Annotated in this window: 15 protein-coding genes; 6 read left to right on the top strand and 9 right to left on the bottom strand. The window is 71.6% G+C overall.

From position 1 onward, the window contains the following. Positions 1 to 118 precede the first annotated feature (118 nt). Genes ACYVF7_RS22300 through ACYVF7_RS22290 form a run of 3 tightly spaced genes read right to left on the bottom strand, consistent with a single transcriptional unit; the run spans position 119 to position 5,202 of the window. Positions 119 to 1,087: an LLM class F420-dependent oxidoreductase gene (locus ACYVF7_RS22300; RefSeq protein ID WP_460343802.1), complete on the bottom strand. Its 969-nt coding sequence runs from the start codon at positions 1,085 to 1,087 to the stop codon at positions 119 to 121. A 33-nt stretch (positions 1,088 to 1,120) separates the two neighbouring features. After that, a complete protein-coding gene (locus ACYVF7_RS22295) occupies positions 1,121 to 3,283 on the bottom strand; it encodes a WD40/YVTN/BNR-like repeat-containing protein (RefSeq protein WP_460343800.1) in 2,163 nt (720 codons plus the stop codon). A 20-nt stretch (positions 3,284 to 3,303) separates the two neighbouring features. Beyond that, positions 3,304 to 5,202, bottom strand: coding sequence for a S8 family peptidase (locus tag ACYVF7_RS22290; protein WP_460343796.1), 1,899 nt, complete (start codon positions 5,200 to 5,202; stop codon positions 3,304 to 3,306). A gap of 89 nt (positions 5,203 to 5,291) precedes the next feature. On the opposite strand from ACYVF7_RS22290, the gene ACYVF7_RS22285 reads away from it, so the two are divergent. Further along, on the top strand, positions 5,292 to 6,251 hold the full coding sequence (locus ACYVF7_RS22285) for a helix-turn-helix domain-containing protein (protein WP_460343793.1): 960 nt from the start codon (positions 5,292 to 5,294) through the stop codon (positions 6,249 to 6,251). A 113-nt stretch (positions 6,252 to 6,364) separates the two neighbouring features. Continuing rightward, a complete protein-coding gene (murA, locus tag ACYVF7_RS22280; RefSeq protein ID WP_460343790.1) occupies positions 6,365 to 7,672 on the top strand; it encodes a UDP-N-acetylglucosamine 1-carboxyvinyltransferase in 1,308 nt (435 codons plus the stop codon). Between the two features lie 111 nt (positions 7,673 to 7,783). Here murA and ACYVF7_RS22275 read toward each other — a convergent pair whose 3' ends face one another. The 5 genes from ACYVF7_RS22275 to ACYVF7_RS22255 all read right to left on the bottom strand — a co-directional run bounded on the left by ACYVF7_RS22275 (position 7,784) and on the right by ACYVF7_RS22255 (position 12,271). Further along, positions 7,784 to 8,230, bottom strand: coding sequence for a hypothetical protein (locus ACYVF7_RS22275; protein ID WP_460343788.1), 447 nt, complete (start codon positions 8,228 to 8,230; stop codon positions 7,784 to 7,786). A gap of 63 nt (positions 8,231 to 8,293) precedes the next feature. Next, on the bottom strand, positions 8,294 to 9,805 hold the full coding sequence (locus ACYVF7_RS22270) for a glycosyltransferase family 2 protein (protein WP_460343785.1): 1,512 nt from the start codon (positions 9,803 to 9,805) through the stop codon (positions 8,294 to 8,296). Then, positions 9,802 to 10,176 carry an NUDIX hydrolase gene (locus tag ACYVF7_RS22265; RefSeq protein ID WP_460343782.1) on the bottom strand — a complete coding sequence of 125 codons (375 nt, stop codon included), beginning with the start codon at positions 10,174 to 10,176 and terminating at the stop codon, positions 9,802 to 9,804. The genes ACYVF7_RS22270 and ACYVF7_RS22265 overlap by 4 nt, the downstream gene beginning before the upstream one ends. Positions 10,177 to 10,293: 117 nt before the next feature. Next, positions 10,294 to 11,445: a L,D-transpeptidase gene (locus ACYVF7_RS22260; protein ID WP_460343779.1), complete on the bottom strand. Its 1,152-nt coding sequence runs from the start codon at positions 11,443 to 11,445 to the stop codon at positions 10,294 to 10,296. A 118-nt stretch (positions 11,446 to 11,563) separates the two neighbouring features. After that, on the bottom strand, positions 11,564 to 12,271 hold the full coding sequence (locus tag ACYVF7_RS22255; protein ID WP_460343776.1) for a VC0807 family protein: 708 nt from the start codon (positions 12,269 to 12,271) through the stop codon (positions 11,564 to 11,566). A gap of 197 nt (positions 12,272 to 12,468) precedes the next feature. Here ACYVF7_RS22255 and ACYVF7_RS22250 point away from each other — a divergent pair, with 197 nt between their 5' ends. From ACYVF7_RS22250 to ACYVF7_RS22235, 4 genes are all read left to right on the top strand, one after another. Further along, positions 12,469 to 12,738, top strand: coding sequence for a DUF1876 domain-containing protein (locus tag ACYVF7_RS22250; RefSeq protein WP_460343773.1), 270 nt, complete (start codon positions 12,469 to 12,471; stop codon positions 12,736 to 12,738). Positions 12,739 to 12,881: 143 nt separating this feature from the next. Then, positions 12,882 to 14,258, top strand: a complete 1,377-nt coding sequence (locus tag ACYVF7_RS22245) for a tryptophanase (RefSeq protein WP_460343770.1) — start codon at positions 12,882 to 12,884, stop codon at positions 14,256 to 14,258. 61 nt (positions 14,259 to 14,319) lie between these two features. Further along, complete coding sequence (locus ACYVF7_RS22240) at positions 14,320 to 15,813, top strand: M1 family metallopeptidase (protein ID WP_460343767.1); 1,494 nt, start codon at positions 14,320 to 14,322, stop codon at positions 15,811 to 15,813. A 309-nt stretch (positions 15,814 to 16,122) separates the two neighbouring features. Continuing rightward, a complete protein-coding gene (locus ACYVF7_RS22235; protein ID WP_460343764.1) occupies positions 16,123 to 17,856 on the top strand; it encodes a S53 family peptidase in 1,734 nt (577 codons plus the stop codon). A gap of 54 nt (positions 17,857 to 17,910) precedes the next feature. Here ACYVF7_RS22235 and ACYVF7_RS22230 read toward each other — a convergent pair whose 3' ends face one another. After that, positions 17,911 to 18,534: a PaaI family thioesterase gene (locus ACYVF7_RS22230; protein WP_460343761.1), complete on the bottom strand. Its 624-nt coding sequence runs from the start codon at positions 18,532 to 18,534 to the stop codon at positions 17,911 to 17,913. Between the last annotated feature and the right edge of the window lie 411 nt (positions 18,535 to 18,945).

Below are 18,945 nucleotides of genomic sequence, written 5' to 3'. Positions count from 1 at the left end.
TCGGCCACGCCGACGGCCGCGCCACCGGCGATCGCGGTGGCCCCCCGTCCGAGGCCGCCGGCATCGCGATCCACGTCGATCCCGAGCGGCCCGTGTCGTCCGGCCGACGGTTCGGCCGTTACCCGACGAGATCCCGGATCGCCGTGAGCGTGCGCTCGCCCCCGGGGTCGCCGCCCGTCGCGGGCACCACCGCCACCTCGTCCACGCCCGCGTCGGCGTACTCCCGCAGCCGCGACCGCACCTCGTCGGCACCGCCGACCAGGCCTACCCGGCCCGCGACGTCGAACGGCAGCGCGGTCAGCAGTTCCTTCGGCTCGGCCCCGCCTCGTGCCTTGGCGACCGCGTCGCCGAGGCCGGCGGCCTCGAACGCCTCGGCGTAACCGGGCAGCCGGAGATAGGGGACGATGCTCCACATCAGCTGCGCGTACGACTCAGGCGTCGGATCCACGGCGGCGGGCAGCCACGCCACCAGCCGGGGCGCCGGGCGGCCGGCCCTCTCGGCCGCCGCGTCCAGTTTCGCCCGCAGGTCGCCGGCGACGGGCGGCGCGACCATGTCGATCAGCATCCGGTCCGCGTGCTCCGCGGCCGTCCGTACGGCCCGGTCGCCGAAGGCCGCCACGCTGAGCGGCCCCTCGGGCGGCGCCAGCCTGAGCCGGAAGCCGTTCGTGTGCACGGCCTTGCCGTCCAGGTCGACCCGCTCGCCCGCCAGCAGCCGGCGGACCGCCCGGGCGCTCTCGTCGAGGACGGTGGCGGACCGCTCCCGCGACCGGCCGTGCCACTGCTCGACCACGCGGGGGCTCGACGTACCGAGCGCCACCCCGATCCGCCTGCGGGTGAGCGCGGCGACCGAGGAGGCCCCCATCGCGATCATGACCGGGTCGCGGACGGCGACGGGCAGCGGGCCGACCGTCATCGCGATCTGGTCGGTGGCCAGGCCGATCGCCGACGCCAGGGCGAAGGCGTCCCACGTGTCGGTCTCGCCGATCCACAACTCCCGGAAGCGCAGCCGGTCGGCGATCGCCGCGGTGTGCAGGGCCTCCTCCGGCGGGCGGTCGGGCCAGTTTCCAATGACGACGCTGAAGTCCATACGGTCATCGAAGCAGACCCGGCCGCCGCCCTCTCACAGTCGCAGGCGATGGACCCCGCCCTGTTCGGTGCCGGCGAAAAGCCACCCGCCGTCCGGGCCGATGGCCAGGCTGAGCACGGAGGTGTTCTGCAGGCCGGCCGAGATGCTGGTCCAGGTCCGTCCGCCGTCGGCCGAGCGGAGCACGCCCCGGCCGCCGAGCCGCAGGCCGTCGGCCCAGTGCGCGGACGTTCCGGCGTAGAGCACGTCGGGGTCGCGCGGCGACGTCACGAGGGCGGAGACCCGCATGGCCAGCGGTCCGGCGGCACCCGGGCGGAACGTACGGCCGCCGTCGGTGCTGACGCGCAGCGTCGCACCGCCGATGACGATCCTCCGGGGCCGGCGGGGGTCGATCGTGATCGCCGACACCGCGCCGTCGGCGACCTTGGTGAGGTGCGCCCCGCCGTCGTCGGAACGGTAGAGGCCATCCGGCGTGCCGATCCAGACGCGGTCCGGGTCACGCGGGTCGCCGGCCAGCGCGTCGACCCGCCCGCTCACGGGGTACCGGCGCCAGGTCCGGCCCTCGTCTCGCGTGACGTACAGCCCGCTGCCGCCGAGCGAGGTGAACCCGAGGACGAGGGTCCGGCGATCGGCAGGGTGGGCCACCAGCGCGGTGGGCGTCTCCGACTCGTGCGCGACCTCCGACCAGGTGACGCCGCCGTCGGCGGAGCGCGACAGGTGGAGCCCGCCGAACGCGTCGGCGCGCGTCTTCCAGACCACCCGCGGGTCCGTCGGCGAGACCGCGAGGCCGCCGACCACCGCCCCGACGGCCCCCTCCGAGCCGTTGGCGCCCCACTCCGGCGCCGGGTCGTTTCCGGTCGGCAGCGCGGTCAGCCGCGTCTCGGCGTCCGTGCCCGCGACGAGTGCGGTGCTGCCGTCGGCCCGCCGGCTCACCCCCAGCGCGTACACGGAGGTGCCCTGCACGCCGATCCGGTCGTAGTGCGCGCCGGCGTCCCTGGTCGAGTACAGGCCGCCACCGGGCGCCGACACCACCGTGGCGTCCCCGAGCCTGCCGAAGTCAACGTCGACCGGCCCGCGGGCCGGTTTGGGCAGCACGGTCCACGCGGCGCCGTGATCGCGACCGGCGAAGTCCTGCCCGGTGCCGCCCACGTACACGGTGCCGTCGGCGATCCGCACGGAGACCCCGTAGCCGCTCGGCATGCGGTAGAGCTCCCGCCAGGTGCGTCCGCCGTCGCCCGACCCGTGGACGACGCCCCTCCTGGTAACGGTGACCAGCAGCTTCGGGTCTGCCGCGACCCCGACCGGGCCGTCTCCGCCGTCCGGCTGGAGCACCCTCGTGGCGGGAGCGAGGTCGTCGCCGGTCACGTCGCGGACCACCCATATGCCGTCGTAGGCGCTCAGGTACAGGTCGCCCCCGGCGAGGGCGGCGCCGTTCACGCCCGCGGGAACGGTCGCCGGATGAGTCGTCCAGTGCCGTCCGCCGTCGTCACTGGTCACGATCCCGCCGTCGGTGACCGCGACCAGGGCGTCGCCGTCGCCGACGAACGCGTTCAGGTGGACGTCGGGGAACGGCAGCGTCCGCCAGGTCAGCCCGGCGTCGTCGCTGGCCAGCACCTTGCCTTCGTACGTCGGGTCGAACGCGACCGGTGAGGAGGCGTAGGGCCGGCCGTTCAGGCCGTACCACATCCGGCGGGCGTCGTGTGAGTCGACGATGACGGTGCCTGTGCCGCCCGCGACGGGGAGCCGGCCGAGCTGACGCCACTGTCGGCCGCGGTCGGTGGTGAGCCAGATGCCCGCCTTGCCGTCCTGGGTCATCACCATCTGGTCCGGCGCGGCAGGTGACGTCGCCAGCAGGCCTGCCTCGGCGTTCGGCCCGGCCGCCTGCCAGCCCCCGCCGGCCGCCGCGGGCGGGACGACCTCGAAGGTGCCGGCGCCCCACAGCGCCCGCCCGTCGCTCGTGGCGGCGCGTGCCTCCACCTGGTAGACCCCGGCCGCGCTCCCGGTCACGGACGCGCGGTACCAGCGATCGTGGTCGAGCGTCGTGGTCACGTCGGTGCGCCGACCGCCGGGGGCGGTCACCGTGACGACCGGCGGACCGGACGTGGCGGCCGGGGCGTACACGAAGACCTGGGCGTGCCCGTCGCCCGGGTCCGGGGTCGTGTGCACCAGCAGCGGGCGCAGGGCGAGCAGGTACGGCACCCGCAGCCGGCCGCCGACCGTCAGCCAGCCGCTGACGTCGGCGTCGGCGCGCGGCGGCCGGCCGTCGCGGTGAGGGTGACGGTCGCCGTGCGGCCGGCCCGCACGGTGATGCGGCTCGGGCTGACCCGGACCCCGCCGGGGCTGCCGGCCGCGGCGATGACGCCGAGCCGCGCGCTGAACGCGGTGCGCCCGTGGTTGGTCAGCCGGACCGTGGTCGTCGCCGTCGTGGTCCGGTCGCGCAGGTCGGCCAGGCCGAAGGAGACCGTGGGCGGCTGTGCGGTGACGGTCGCGTCCGCCGCCGCCGACACGTCGAGCCGGCCCGCGCCCTGCGTCAGCGGACCGGTGCCGGCCAGGCCCCGGGCCGTGCCGACGAGCGTCCCGGCGACGTCCGCGGTGCCGAGTTGGCGCAGCAGCGCGGCCGCCCCGGCCACGTGCGGCGACGCCATGCTCGTGCCGGACATGCGGTACTCACCCGGCTCCCAGAGGCTCTTCGGCACGCTCGACCGGATCTCGACGCCCGGTGCCACGATGTCCGGCTTGAGGGTGTACCGGGCGGTCGGGCCGCGTGAGCTGAAGCCGGCGATCTGGTCGGTGACGTCCTTGCCCGTGACGGTGATCCGTACCTTGCCGCGAGCGGCCTCCTGGCCGAGTGCCGCCCACTGGGTCTGGTCGACGCCCAGCACGACGATCCGGTCCATGCGGAAGTCATCACCGGAGGCGAGAGTCGAGGGGAGGGCCGGCTGGACGCCGGCCCGGCCGGTGAACGACACACCGCCCGAGCCGGTCGTGTACAGCAGGGCGCCGATCGCGCCTCGTCTCTCGGCCTCCCGCGCCCGCTGGACATCGGCCCAGAGGGGATGGTCGGCGGAGCCGTCGTAGGCGACGATCCTGCCGCGCACGTCGCCGGCCTTGTCGAAGTCGGCCGGTTGCCCCTCACCGACGTCGACGAGCGTGCCGGTGAGCGGCTTCGCGGGCGGGTTCGCCGAGTAGACGGCACGGGTCGCCTGCAGTTCCTCGCCGGTGCGGGTGAGCCGGGCGACGGGCGTCTTGACGCCGCTGAAGGAGGCGCCGACCGCGATCACGCCGTCGGCGGCGGCCGGGGTGCCGACCGTCATCGCGCCCGGCCCGGCGTTGCCGGCCGCGGCGACCACGACCACGCCGGATCGGGCGGCGCGGGTCGCGGCCTGGCCGAGCGGGTCGGTGCCGTCGCCGGAGGCCCCGAGGCTCAGGTTGACGACGTCGGCGCGGTGCGGGTTGGCCGGGTCGACGGCGGCCTCCAGGCCCGCGAGGACGTCGGACTCGTAGCCGTTGCCGTCGGCGTTCAGCACCTTGTACGCCATGATGGAGGCGCCCGGGGCGGTCCGGGCGATGATGCCGGCGACGTGCGTGCCGTGCGCGTTGTCGTCCGCCGGGTCGTCGTCGTTGTTGACGAAGTCGTGTCCGCCGACGACGCGGCCGGCCAGGTCGGCGTGGCCCGCGTCGACACCGCTGTCGACGACGGCCACGGTGACGCCCGCGCCGGTGATCTTGCGGCCCTGCCGGTCCTTTCGCCGCCATACCTCGGGAGCGCCGATGAGCGCGATGTTCTCGTCGGTCGCGGCCTTCACCGGCAGGTCGGGGTACACGGCCCGTACGCCGGGCAGAGTGCGCAGGCGGCCGACCTGGTCGGCGGGAACGCTCGCGGCCACCGCGTCGACGAGCCGGGAGAAACGTCGCGACGTCCGCAGCGTGACCCCGGCGGCGGCGGCCCGCGCCCGTACGTCCGAGCCGTCGGCGCGTGCGCCGGGTGCGGCGGTGAGTTCGACGATGACCCGCTGGTCGGACCGCTTCGCGGCATGGGCGGTCCCGCCGAGTGCGGGAAGGAGCGCGGCCAGCATCGCCGCGGCCGTGGCCGATCGCCACCCTCGAATCTTGATCACCGGCTCAATGTGACGTTTCCGGACAAGAGTCGACAACGTTTTCACTTGGCTCATTGCGGACGTTGGCACATCCTGGCCACGATTCGCGCATGATTCAGGACGGCCGGATCCTCGCGCCGCTCGACGTGGCCGCCTTCGACGAGACCGTCTACCGGGAGCTACTCGCCGGTTCCGAGGCGACAGCCCGGGAACTGGCCGAACGCCTCGGCTGCGGGCCCGACCGGCTGGTCCGCGCGCTCGACCGGCTACGGGCCCGCGGCCTCGTCAGCCGGTTGTCCGGCCATCCACGCCGCTACGCCGCGGCCGAGCCGGACATCGCGCTCGACGCCCTTATCCGCGAACGCGAGCAGGACCTGGCCCGGCTTCGTACCGCGGCGGCCGAGATGGCCGTGCTGTACCGCCGCGAGCGCGTCGGGCAGGCCGGAGCCGTCGAGCTCGTGACCGGGCGGGACGAGGTGGCCCGCCGCTTCCTGCGGTTGCAGCACACCGTCCGGCGGGACATGCGCATGCTCGACCGGCCGCCGTACGCTCTCGCCGCGACCAATCCCGTCGAGCCGGGCGCGCTGCAGCGCGGCGTGCGCTGGCGAGCCGTGTACGCCCCAGAGGCGCTCGAAAAGCCCGGAGCGCTCGATGAGATCCACGCACTCGTCGCGCAGGGCGAGCAGGCGCGGGTGGCGAGCGGCATCCCGGTCAAGCTGGCCATCGCCGACGCCGACGCCGCCCTGGTGTCCGTGCAGCTGGAGCAGGCGACCACCGAGGCCGCGCTCGTCCACCCGTCCGCGCTGCTGGACGCCCTGGTCCAGTTGTTCGAGTTCATCTGGGCGGCGGCCGCGCCCCTCGCCGCGACGACGCGGACGTCGCCACTGACGGAGGACGATCGCCGGCTCCTCGACCTGCTCCTCGCCGGGATGAAGGACGACGCGATCGCCCGCCAGCTCGGGCTCAGCACCCGGACCATGCGCCGCCGGATGAAGAACCTCCTCCACCTGCTCGGCGCGGACAACCGCTTCCAGGCGGGCGCGCAGGCCGTGCGCCGCGGCTGGCTGTGACACGTCGTGGCCCGGATCGGGCCCCCGACCTGGGTCCCGGTGGGAGAGGTCACCTCGCCGGGCCACGGCGCGCGCCGTCGATGGTGGCGCGATCCACCCGTACAGTGGTCCGCGTGGCTGAAGAGGTATGGAAGGTAGAACCGTCCGGTCCGCTCCGTGGTGACATCCACGTACGCGGGTCGAAGAACGGCGTCACGAAGCATATGGTCGCGGCCATGCTCGGCCAGGGTGAGAGCACGATCCGCAACGCCCCCGAGGTGGGCGACGTGGAGATCACCGGGGCGATGCTGGAGGCCCTCGGGCACACCGTCGAACGCAACGGGCCCGACATCACGGTCTCCCCGGGGGCGGTGACGGAGCCCCGCGTCCCCAGGGCGTTCACCGGGCTGAACCGCATTCCGATCCTCATGGTCGGCCCGCTGCTCCACCTCGCCGGGGAGGCGTTCGTCCCCCTCGTGGGCGGTGACCCCATCGGCCGCCGCCCCGTCGACTTCCACGTCGACGCGCTGCGCGCCATGGGCGCGGAGGTGGAGGTCGGCGACACCGGCATCTCCGCCAAGGCGAGCCGTCTGTACGGCGCCCGCATCGACCTGCCCTACCCGAGCGTCGGCGCCACCGAGACGGTGCTGATGACGGCGGTGCTCGCCGAGGGCAAGACGGTGCTGCGCGGCGCCGCCATGGAGCCCGAGGTGGTCGAGCTCGCGCTGTTCCTGCAGCGGATGGGCGCGCACATCGAGCTCAGCCCCGACCGCCGCATCGTCATCGAGGGCGTCGACCGGCTGAAGGGCGCGTCGACGCAGCTCTCCGGGGACCGTCTCGAGGCCTTCTCCTACCTCGTCGCCGGGCTCATCACCCGCGGCGAGGTGCGCGTGCACGGCTGCACGCAGGACCGCCTCGTCACCGCGATCACGACGCTGGCCCGGATGGGCGCCCGCTTCGAGATCACGGACGAATGGATCACCGCGTCGGCGCCGGACGGGCTGCGTCCCGCCGCGGTGCACACCGACACGCATCCGGGCTACATGACCGACTGGCAGCAGCCGCTCATGGTGCTGTTCACCCAGGCCGAGGGCATGTCGGTGCTGCACGAGACGGTGTTCGAGAACCGCCTGGTGTACGTCCCGGCCCTGAAGAAGATGGGCTGCGAGATCGAAGTGTTCAGCGCGTGCCTCGGCGGTCCGGCCTGCCGCTTCCACGACAGCAACTCGGTGCACTCGGCGGTGGTCCGCGGCGTCTCGAAGCTGACCGGCGCCGACGTCACCATGCCCGACGTACGGGCGGGGTTCTCGGCGGTCCTGGCCGCGTCGGTGGCGGACGGGCCGTCGACGCTGCGCGGCGTGCACCACATCGAGCGGGGCTACCACCGCCCGGCCGAGCAGTTCGCCTCTCTCGGCCTGAAGCTGCAGCCCGTCACCGTCTGACCGGACGACGTCCTGAGGCGACGCCCGCTGCCGGTCGAGCGGCGGCGGGCGTCGCCTAGGGCCTGTCGCGAAGCGCCGCTGTCCTACCGCGCGGTGACCTCGAGACAGCCCCTAGGGGTGGTAGACCTCGGCGACCTTGGTGACGGTGCGGCCCTTCATGGTCAGGTAGGCGTCGACCTGGTCGCCGCCCTTGACCGCGGCCTCGAGCTGCTGCAGCGTGCAGGACTTCGTCCCGACACCGGTCTTCTCGTCGACGGTCGCGTCCTCGCCGGAGCAGATGTTCACCGCGCTGAGCACGGTGGCGTCCTTTGCGACGGTGGCGTTCTGCACGGGCCCGGTCGGCTCGATGGCGTCATCGGGCTCCTGGACCTTCTTGGTGCCCTGGTACTGCAGGGCGCCCGACGCGGCGTCGTACGTCTTCAGCACGACGACCTGCGTCGTGACGACCTTCCCCGATTCGGCCGCGGCGGCCTTGGACTTGCCGCCACTGCAGGCACCGCTCAGCAGCAGGGCGGCCATCGCCCCGGCCGCTCCGAACAAACGCACCGATCTCGTCATGATCACCTCCGGCCCGGAGACGATACAACAGCGCGGCGTGCCGTGCGTCGGAATCGCAGCAGATCACGCGCGCAGTCGGCGTACGGCACGGCGGGCGCCGGGGAGCTTCTTGAGCGCCCGCCGCAGCAGCGGTCCCTCCGCCCGGGCCCGCTCGTCCTCGGAGGCGAGGACGCGGACGCTGAGCCTGCCGTTCTCGGTGCGGTACGGCATCAGGCGGCCCCGGCGCGCGATCCTCTCGCCGCCCTCCAGCCGGCGCTCGCAGATCCAGCCGCCGGTGTCCAGCCGGGCGACGAAGTCCCAGACGCCGGGCGTCAGCGCCGGATCGGCGACCGGGTCGAGCACGGCCTCGCCGGACATGACGAACACCTCGGACGAGATGACCGTCACCGGCAGGAGATGGTCGGCCGCGTCCTCCCGGCGCCGGATGTACAGATCGAGCCGGCGGCGCTCACCCGTCGCGTCGAGCAATCCGTCGGGGATCGGGAGAGGCACGGGCGGCTCCCACCGGCCGTCCCGGACGACGAAGGGCGAGCCGTCCGCGTCGACGAGACGCGCGGTGAACCGCACCACGAGCCGGGCGTCGTCCCAGCGCATCCCGTCCAGCGCCGTCTCGATCGCCACGCCGCCTTCGGCCTCGACGAGCCGGAACAGCTCGTCGTACGCGTCGGCGCGCAGAAGAGCGGCACGCACGCGCATCCGGAACGGCAGCCGCCGGTCGACGCTCTCGCCGAACCGCTCGACCACCACCCGGCGGGCCTCGTCGTACACGGCACGGCGGTACTCCGGCGGGGCCTCCAGGAAGCTCTTCTCCCCCAGCCGTTTGAGGATCTTCCCGCGGTACCAGTGCGCGTAGTAGCGGTCGCGGTCGGGACCGGGCGCGACGTGCTCGTCGACGATGTCGAGGACCTCCCGCAGCGCGCCGTAGTAGTGCGCGGGGTCCGGCCGGCTCCGGGAGTAGCTGCCGGGGCGCCGCACCCAGTGGCAGCACGGGTAGTCGGCGAGCACCGAGATGGTGCGGGCTCGGAAGTACGCCTTGAGGACGAAGCGGTGGTCCTCCAGCCGCACCGGCCCTTCGGGGAACCGGATCCGGTGCTCGTCGAGGAAGGACCGGCGGAAGAGCTTGTGCGGCGTGAGGATGCCGAACAGCGCGTCCTTCAGCACGTCGGCGCGGTCGCGGGACTTCCGGAACATGGCGCGGGGCACCGCACGGCCGTGCCCGACCATCTTGCCGATCACGATGTCGGCGTCGTTGCGCACCGCCATCGCGTGCATGCGCTCGAGCGCCTCGGGTCCGAGCCAGTCGTCGTCGTCGAGGAAGTAGACGTAGTCGCCGTGGGCCTCGTCGATCCCGGTGTTGCGCGGCCCGCCGGGGCCACCGCTGGGCGGCAGGTGGACGACCCGGACGCGGTCGTGCTCGGCGGCCAGCGCGTCGAGGAGCTTCTCGGTGCCGTCGTCCGAGCCGTCGTCGGCGAAGATCACCTCATAGTCGTCGAGGGTCTGGCCGAGGACGGACTCGACGCACTTGGTCAGGTGCTCGCCGGTGTTGAACACCGGCACGACCACGCTGACCTTCACCGTCTCAGCTCCAGCGCGGCCCGTACCGCGGGGGCGAGCAGGTGGTGGTCGGCGGGGTCGACGAAGAGCCACTCGTCGACCTCACCGGTCGCCGACAGCTCTCCCTCGTAGTCGGCGGTGTAGCAGGCCATCCGCACCCGGGTGCCCGGCGGCTGGTCGTGCGCCGGAGCCTCGACGACACCGATCGCCCGGAAGGTGCTCCGGTCGAGCCGGACCCCGAGCTCCTCGCGCACCTCGCGGGCCAGCGCGGTCCAGTCGTCCTCCCCCGGCTCGCGCTTGCCGCCGGGCAGGTAGAGCCGGTCACGCGCCCGCGCGCGTACGGCCAGCAACCGCCCCTCCGACACGTGAACCCATCCCACGACGTCCAGCACGGGGCCATCCTGCCAGGCCCGCGTCCGTCGCGCGCGTCAGACGCGGGCCGGAGCCGCAGGTCACCCCTCAGTTCTGGGTGAGCAGCCGGTCGGCCCGCGCCGGGATCCGGCCCGAGGTCAGTGGAGGGCGCTGCCCTTCTTCCAGTCGGACCACGACAGCTGCCAGTAGCCGTAGCCGTTGTCCGGCTCGAGCTCACGGTCGGTGCCGGTGACCTTGACGATGTCTCCGCGGTTGGACAGGTCGTAGAACCACTTGGCGAAGGACGGGGACGCGTTGACGCAGCCGTGGCTGACGTTCTCCTTGCCCTGCGAGCCGACGGACCAGGGGGCGGAGTGGACGTACTCGCCGCTGGAGGAGATCTGCACGGCCTGGTAGACGGTGAGGCTGTAGTAGTTCGGGTCGCTCTGGTCGGTGACGCCCATCCAGCCGGACGTCATCGTGACAGGGCTCTGCTTGCCCATGACGGCGTGGACGCCGTTCGTGGTGGTGTACTTCTCCGCTCCGCCCTTGCCGGCGCTGATCGGGGCGGTCTTGGCCGTCTGGCCGTCGACCGTGACCGTCATCTGATGCTCCTTCACGTCGACGGTGCTGACGTGGGAGGCGCCGATCGAGATGGTCCGGCTGTAGTCCTTGGTCCCGTAGGTGTCCTGGGCACCGCGGACGCCGGTCAGGTGGGCGGTGAGCGTCACGGTCTGATGCGGCTGCCAGTAGTCCTTGGTGCGGTAGACGGCCTCCTGGTTCCCGTACCACCGCCAGGCGCCCTCGGCCGGCTTGGACGACGTGACCCGCAGGGCCCGCTCGACGTTCTCCTTGTTATAGACCGGGTCGCTGAACTTGACGATGAGCGGCATCCCGACGCCGACCGTCTCTCCGGGCATCGGCGTGATGTCCGCGATGCCGAACGTCCGTTTCGGAGTGAGCGTCTGGAACGCACTGTTCGCCGTGGTGGTCTTACCGCCGGAGTTCTTCGCCGTCGCCGTGACCGTGTACTTCGTCGCGGGCTTGAGCAACCCGCTCGACGTCCACCGGGCGTGGCCCTTGTCGAACGTGCCGGCGACCTGCCCGCCGTCGGATCGTACGGTGACGTCGCCCAGCTTTCCCTTGGCCGCTTTGATGACGATCGGCTGGTCCGGGCGGCTGTCGGCCGCGCCGTTCGCCGGAGTGATGGTGACCGTGGCCGGCTTGGACGACGAGCCGGCCAGACCGCATCCCGTGGACAGCAGCAGCGTCGTCGCTCCGGTAACCGTGAGCATCGTTCGGCGCTTCACGCGAATCTCTCTCCCTCGACATGCGATGGCGATCAGGCGTCTGGGGCCAGATGCCCTCATAAGGAGAGATGTCACCTACGGCGTGTTGGTTCGCCGCGATGGGCAGGTCAGGTCGCCGTCACCGCAGGGCCAGGTCGGCGGACCGGGCCGATCCGGGCAGCGCGGGGACCTCCGCGGACGGAGCCGGACCGGGCAGCGCGGGGACCGCCGTGACGCGGTTCACGCAGCGCTTGAACCCCCAGACTGAGATCAGCACCGCGGCCGCTCCCAGGAGCCCGACCGCCGTGGTCCGGACCCACAGGTACGTGCCGATCGACTGGTGGAACAGCAGCCAGAGGCTGAGGGCGGTGTTGAGCGTGAAGGTGAGGGACCACAGCAGCGAGATCCGCAGGAAGAACCGGCGGACGCGGTGGTGCGCGAGGAACGCCTCCGGCAGCGGCACCAGGTCGGTGGCGACCTTGGCGGCGAGAGGGCGGCCGAGCGGCACCGAGGCGAGGAACGACAGGGCGACCAGCATCGTGCCCAGGGTGGGCTGGAGGAAGTAGACGACGGCGCTTCCCGTGACCGCGGCGAGGGCGGCGCGGGCGGTCACGCCGAGCGCCGCGAGCAGGAGGGTGCCGGGCACGGGGCGGCGCCGTACGACGCGGACGAGGATCCCGCCGTAGACCCAGGCGACGGCGGTCACCAGCGCGCCGTTCAGCCCGAGCAGGATGAGTCCCGCGTAGAACACCACCACGGGGGCGATCATGCCTTCGACGACCCGGGGCAGCGCGTGCAGGAGAAGAGCGGTCAGGCGGGGAATCTCGAACCGGTGGGGGGACTCCATGTGCCGGGCGACTCCCGATCGATGGACTTCAGGAAGACCCGGCCAACGGTACGCGAAGATCGCCATTACATAGGCCGCTTCGCGGCATTCGTCCGGTACGCGCAGGCGCACCGCGATGAGGGACCTTCGCCCCTGCCTTCGCCTGCCCGCCGGCGGAAGCCTCGTAGTAGGAGGCCCGGCGTTCAAGGAGGGTGGAGATGAGAATGCAGGATCGCTGGTCCGTCGAGATCTACCTCGACGAGCAGGAGGGTCAGACGCACGCCGAGGCGCGGCTCCTCGCCCGGGACACCGAGAAGGCGCGCGGCCGTGGAAGGGCGCGGTGCAACCCGGCCGACTGGGACGTTCCGGAGATCGGCGCGGAGCTCGCGGCGTCGCGGGCGCTGTCCGACCTGGCGCACCGGCTGCTCGACCTCGCCGCCTCCGACATCGAGGCGGTGACCCACGAACACATCACGCTTCCCCATTGACCTGAGGACGCGCACTGACGAAATGAGGTCAATCCAGTTACGTGCGAGTGAAAAAGTCCGAGAAACGGGCTAGATGACCGATAGGCTCCTAACCCTCATTACTGGTTGCCCGAAATTAGGTCGGGTCGGCAAGGAGCTTAGGCATGCCCCTCATGGAGCCGTACCGCATCAAGGTCGTCGAACCGATTCCGGTGACCACCCGTGCGGTCCGCGAGAAGGCACTGGAACGTGCGGGACACAACCTGTTCAACCTGAGCGCGGACGAGGTCACGATCGATCTGCTCACCGACTCCGGCACCGGGGCTCTGTCCGCCGCCCAGCAGGCGGCCGCCGCGGTCGGCGACGAGAGCTACGCGGGCGCACGGTCGTTCCATCGCTTCCGTGAGGTCGTCGACGAGCTGACGTCTTATCCGCACATCTTCCCCGTCCACCAGGGGCGGGCCGCGGAACGCATCCTGTTCTCCGCGCTGCTCGGGCCGGGCCAGATCACCATCAGCAACACGCACTTCGACACCACGCGCGCCAACTCCGAGCTGGCCGGTTGTGAGGCGCGCGATCTGCCCTGCGCCGAGATGAAGGACCTCGACAGCGACGAGCCGTTCAAGGGGAACATCGATCTGGCCGCGCTGGAAGCCGCTCTGACCGGCCCGGACGCCGACCGCGTCGGCATCGTGATCATGACGATCACCAACAACGGAGGCGGCGGGCAGCCGGTCTCCATGGCCAACCTCGAGGCCGCGTCGCGGCTCTGCCGCCGGCACGCCGTGCCGTTCTTCCTGGACGCCGGGCGGTTCGCCGAGAACGCGTGGCTGGTGACCCAGCGCGAGCCCGGGTATGAGAACTCCTCTCCCCGCGAGGTGGCGAAAGCGGCGTTCCGGCTGGCCGACGGCTGCCTGGCGAGCCTGAAGAAGGACGGGATCGCCAACATCGGGGGCCTGCTCGCGCTCCGCGACGACGACCTGGCCGGGCGCTGCGAGCTCATCCTGACCGCCACGGAGGGATTCCGGACGTACGGCGGCCTGGCCGGCCGGGATCTGGAGATGCTCGCCCAGGGGCTGGTCGAGGTCACGGATCCGCACTACCTGCGCGCCCGGGCCGACGCGACCGCGCACCTCGCCGACCTCGTCAACACGGCCGGCGTCGGCACGGTACGGCCGCCGGGAGTCCACGGGGTCTACCTGAACGCCGGGCGCCTGCTGCCGCACATTCCGCCGGAGCGATTCCCGGGCCACGCACTGGCGTGCGCGCTGTACCTCGAGGGCGGCATCCGCTCGGTGGAGCTGGGCTCGCTCTTCCTCGGCGAGGTCGACGCGGACGGGCGGCTCCAGGCGCCGGCCCCGTACGAACTGCTCCGCCTCGCCCTTCCGCGCCGGGTCTACACGCAGAGCCACCTGGAGTACGTCGCCGAGGTGGTCGCCGCCGTGGCCAAGCGGGCCGAGAGCGTCCCCGGCTACCGCCTCGTCACCGTCCCTCCCATCCTCCGTCATTTCAACGCGACGCTGGAGCCCGTCACCCATTGACCTGACGCACCACGAACTCCCTATTATCCCAGCGGGTCAATCTGAGAAAGCGGGAGAGTAAATGCGCAGCAGACGACTGACCGCCGCGGTGGCGGCCGCCGCCGGAGTCCTCCTGGCGGCCACCGCCGCCCACGCCGACGCCGGGCCGGGCGCGCCGGGGATCGGCGACCCGTACTATCCCGACTACGGCAACGGCGGTTACGACGTCGGCCACTACGGCCTCGACCTGAGGTACCGGCCGTCCGACGACCGTCTCGACGGCACGGCGACCATCACCGCCCGGGCCACTCAGGACCTCACCCGCTTCGACCTGGACTTCCTGCTCGACGTCTCCTCGGTGACGGTGAACGGGCGGCCGGCACGGTTCACGACGTCCGGCGCCCACGAGCTGGTGATCACCCCGACGGCCGTCCTCCACAGGGGCCGGCCGCTCACCGTCGTCGTCCGCTACTCCGGCGTCCCGTCGACGAAGAAGTACAACGACTACGTCGGCTGGGCCCGGACCCCGGACGGCGCGGTCGCCGCGCAGGAGCCGGAGAGTGCCTGGTGGTGGTTCCCCAGCAACGACCATCCGCTCGACAAGGCGACGTACGACATCCAGGTCGCCGTGCCGGAGGGCCTGCAGACGATCAGCAACGGCGAGCCGACCGGCGCGCGCACCGCGGGCGGCTGGACGCGGTACGGCTGGCGCGAGACCCGCCCACAGGCGACGTACCTCGCGACGCTCGCGATCGGCAAGTTCGACGTCCATCGCTCCCGGACGAAGAGCGGCCTCCCGGTCATCACCGCCTACAGCCCCGACCTGCCCGCCGACCGCGCGGCGGCGGCCAAGGCGAGCGTCGAGAAGACCGCCGAGGTCGTCGACTGGGAGAGCAAGATCTTCGGCCCCTACCCGTTCACCTCGCTCGGCGGGTACGTGCCGAACGTGACCTCCCACTTCGCGCTGGAGACCCAGACCCGGCCGTTCTACAGCCCGTACGGCTTCCGCAACGGGCCCAGGCCGTATCTCGTCGTGCACGAGAACGCCCATCAGTGGTTCGGTGACAGCGTCTCGCTCGCCCGGTGGAGCGACATCTGGCTGAACGAGGGGTTCGCGACGTACGCCGAGTGGCTGTGGTCGGAGCAGCATGGCGAGGGCACGGCCGCCGAGCTCGCCAAGAAGACCTACGACTCCTACCCGGCGGACGACGCGTTCTGGCAGGTGAAGCCGGGCGACCCGGGCCCGGGTGAGAACCAGTTCGCCGACGCCGTCTACGACCGCGGCGGGATGGCCCTGCAGGCGCTGCGGGCGAAGGTCGGCGACCGGGCCTTCTTCACGATCCTGCGCACGTGGGCGGCGCGGAAGCGGTACGGCAACGCGACGATCCCGGAGTTCGTCGCGTACGCCGAGCAGGTGTCCGGTCAGCAGCTCGGGGACCTGTTCCAGACCTGGCTGTTCACCCCGGGACGTCCGGCCACGCCGCCGCAGCCGGTCGCCGCGACGGCTCAGCCGAAGTCGTGGCCGCAGATCCGGCAGGCGCACGCCGCCCTGCACCCCCCGGCGCTTCACCCCTGATTTAAAGCCTGTCCGGAACCGGCCGCGCACCCTGTGGGTGCGCGGCCGTTCTCTTGCTCCGAGCTGCCCTGTTCTGCCATCGTATGCGAGCACACGTACCAAGAGTGGTCATCCGGCTACTGATGTCACATCAGTCCCAGTCGCTCCTCATTCGAGCAGGAAGCCGGAAACCCAACCGAACGAGTGGAACCGGCGCTTCGTCGCGCTCGTCTGAGCGCTCACGCACGGTCCGCCCGTGCGTGATCGAGAAATTCATAGACGACGAAACGGGGTAGATCCGTGCGCAAGCGCCGGACCGCATGTCTCAGCATGCTGCTCGCACTGACTGTGCTGAGCGGCTGCGGGAGTTCGGGGCACTCCAGCAAGCCGTCGGCCACGCCGACCGCCGCCGTATCGTGGAAGTTCACGACCCTTGATCTCGGGATCCCGGACAAGGTGCTCAAGGCACCGGTCACCGGCAAGGTCCCGGACACCAAGACGCTGCACGTCGGCGTCACGCTGAAGGTCAGCGACCAGGCCTGGAAGAAGTTCGGGCACGGCAAGAGCCCGGCCCAGCGAGCCGGGGACGTCGGCAAGGACCTCGGCATCACCGACGAGCAGCTCCAGAAGGTCCAGGCCTACCTCAACCAGGCCCACATCCAGGCCAAGACCAGCAAGACGCGCACCAGCGTGACCTTCGACGTCAAGGCCGGCCAGGCCGCCAAGCTGCTGCGCACCTCCTTCGTCACGCACAAGCTGAACGGCCGCACCTACTTCACGCCCGACCCGAACCACCCGCCGCAGATCCCCGAGCAGATCAAGCCGTACATCCTGGCCGTCACGGGCCTGGAGAGCTACAGCCTCGCTCCGAAGGCCCGTGCGCTGGGGGCCGCGGCGCCCGGACGCGCGCTCCCGACCCGCGCGGGGCGCTGCATCCGGCGGTTCCCCCAGAAGTTCGCGTCGAGTCAGCGGGTCGCCGCAGCGTACGGGTTCAACCAGCTGTGGGGGCAGGGCTGGCGCGGGGAGAACATGACGGTCAACCTCGTCGAGATGGACGGGTACGACCGGAACGACGTCGCCAACTACGTCGCGTGCACCGGCGCCCACATCCAGCTCGGCAACGTGAACCTCGGGGCGACCGAGCCCGCGGTCGGCGCGGAGGCCACCCTCGACATCCAGATGCTGGCGGGCCTGGCCCCGAACCTGCGCATCGTGGACTACCAGGAGGACCCCGAACTGCTGAACAGCGGCAACGGCTCCGACTCCTGGGCCGCGCTCAACAACGCGCTGCAGCGGATCATCGACGACAACGCCGACAAGAAGCGGCCGGGCAGCATCGTCAGCATCAGCATGGGCGGCCCGGAGGGCTACCTGTCGCAACCCATCATGCAGGCGATCGACCAGAGCCTCCGAATCCTCACCGCCACCGAGCAGATGACGGTGTTCATCTCGAGCGGTGACTGCGGCGCGTACGCCGACCGGCAGTACGGGTCGCTCGACGTGTCCTTCCCCGCGAGCTCGCCGAACGCCGTCTCGGTTGGCGGCACCCGGCTCGACCTGGCGCCGAACGGGGCTCGTACCGGGGAGGTCGTGTGGTCCGACCGGGCGAACCTGTCCAAGTGCGAGAACCAGTGGGGCAGCGGCGGCGGCGTGAGCAAGGTGTTCCAGCGGCCGCCGTACCAGCAGGCGCCGGGCGCGGACAACCGGTACGCCGCCAATGGCGGCCGGCAGGTGCCGGACATCTCCGCAGCCGCGATCAACCTGCCGATCTACTTCCGAGGCAACTGGGTGTCGTCCGGCGGCACGAGCGCGGCGGCGCCCATCTGGGCGGCCGGAATGGCGCTGGTGAACCAGGGTCTGCTGGCGAAGTCCCACATCTTCTGCTACGGCCCGGACACCTTCTACCACGCGCTGAGCGCCGGGGGTGCCAACAAGCCGTACACCGACGTGGTCGCGGGCAACAACCTGTACTACCCGGCGACGGCCGGCTTCGACCTGTCGACGGGTCTGGGCAGCCCGAACCTGCCGGCGTTCTTCAACACGCTGGCGGCCAACCCGGGCTGACCCGAACGCACGGCCCGGCCCGGCGCGCCATGCTGCGCGCCGGGTCGTCGGCGGTCACAGGTCGGGGTCGGTGTCCTTGGCGGACGCGACCGGCCGCAGCGGCTTGCGCAGCGGCACGATCATCATGCTGAAGTCGGCCGCGGCGATGACGCGGTCCTCCACGTCGGTGACCCGGCACTCCACGACGATGAGCTGGCGGCCGGCCTTCAGCACCTGGGCCCGCGCGTAGACCACGTCGCCGTGCGGGCGGCCGAGGTAGCGGACGTGCAGGTCGGCGGTGACGAGGCTCTGCCGGCCCGGCTCGAACCCGCTCCCCCGGGCCGCGGCCGTGCCGGCCGCCACATCGATGAGCGTGGCGATGGCGCCGCCGTGCAGGTTGCCGGTGCTGTTGAACGCCTGCGGCCGGATCGGCATGGACAGCACCGCGTGATCCTCGCCCATCTCGACCATCTCCAGGCCGAGCAGGTCGTGCAGTGGCGTGTCGTGACGCAGGGCGTTGCGCAATGACTTCTGGTCCGACTCCGGCAGGTCGACGATGCGGACGGTGGCGCCCGGCCCCTGCGGGCGGCCCGGCGCCGGTCCATTCGTCATCGGACGCTCGGCCGGGTCGGCTCTGCCGATCTTCTGAGGGTCATCCGTCGTGGCCCGATCCTGCGACATCTCCGCTTGCTCGGACATGTGACTCCTTCGGCTCGCACCTGATCCGCCGTATCGCAGTTTACGGACAGTGTCTCGCGTCCGCCGTGATCGCCGCCCCGCCCGCCGACTTTATGGGCAATAGAGCGAATCATCCAGAAAGCCGGATACCAGAAGATCAATTAAGCCGGCACCGGGGGTCCATGCATCCCACCACGCCACCACCTGGATATTCTCCTGCGGAGGATGTCCGATCTGCGCCATCGGCATTCATCTCAAACCGCCCTATGACCACATAAATCGACTAGTACGTTGGCCTGCACGCCCGATGGAATCCGAACTTCGCCAAAAGAGAAGGCCACCGGACCGGGAAGATAGGCGTCTTATGACGTACCACGAATAGCCCGAAAGAAGAGGACTCGGATGAGACACGCGCGCGATGACGCGGTAACG

This window comes from Actinoallomurus acanthiterrae (assembly GCF_054775715.1).
Note: the sequence above shows the minus strand (reverse complement) of the source record. Positions and strands in the feature narration are given on the sequence as shown.